The sequence below is a fragment of the Vibrio sp. 1641 genome, assembly GCF_033339995.1.
In the GTDB taxonomy this organism is placed as follows: Bacteria; Pseudomonadota; Gammaproteobacteria; order Enterobacterales; family Vibrionaceae; genus Vibrio; species Vibrio alginolyticus.
This window is the reverse complement of the sequence record NZ_JAWOVP010000445.1, coordinates 1-543: the sequence shown is the minus strand read 5'-3', so window position 1 is coordinate 543 and position 543 is coordinate 1. Positions and strand designations below refer to the sequence as shown.

Annotated in this window: 1 protein-coding gene and 1 pseudogene; both read right to left on the bottom strand. The window is 44.8% G+C overall.

The features are described 5' to 3' along the window. Positions 1–390: MarR family transcriptional regulator (locus R7Z47_RS26485; protein ID WP_318130978.1), on the bottom strand; the 390-nt coding region annotated here is incomplete at its 3' end. Positions 391–392: 2 nt separating this feature from the next. Then, positions 393–543, bottom strand: a pseudogene (locus R7Z47_RS26480) (cation transporter); the annotation flags it as partial.

Below are 543 nucleotides of genomic sequence, written 5' to 3'. Positions count from 1 at the left end.
ACACGATAGAAAGGTTGATTGCTGCTCTGGCTCAATATGACGAGTAAGATCACGCACAAGATCAAGGTGCAACTGGTTATGATGGCGATGAATTTTCTCACCTTCTGGTGTGAGCCTCACAACGATAGCACGGCGATCTTCCGGATGAGGGCAACGTTCTATCAAGTTCGCATTCACTAACTTTTCGATTTGTACCGTTAACGTTCCGGTCGTGATGCCTAACTTTTCCGCCAGTTCTTTCATGCGCAGCGCACCATGGCCGCCCAGCACTTCAATAGTATGGACTTGGGCCAAAGAGTAGCCGGTTTCTTTTACGACTGACTGTTCCCAAGAAGACATCTTGTCATAGAACTCGGTCAGCATTTGATTCAACTTTTCTAGTTCGCTCATCGTCAGCTATTTTGTAACTCTAGAGTAAGGTGATGAATCTTATCAAACTTACTCAGTAATTGCTTAAATTCACTCAACGTTTTATCACTGCGATTATGTAACACAATCGCAGCCGAGTAATGATGTCCGCTCACCTTCCAAACATGCAGATCC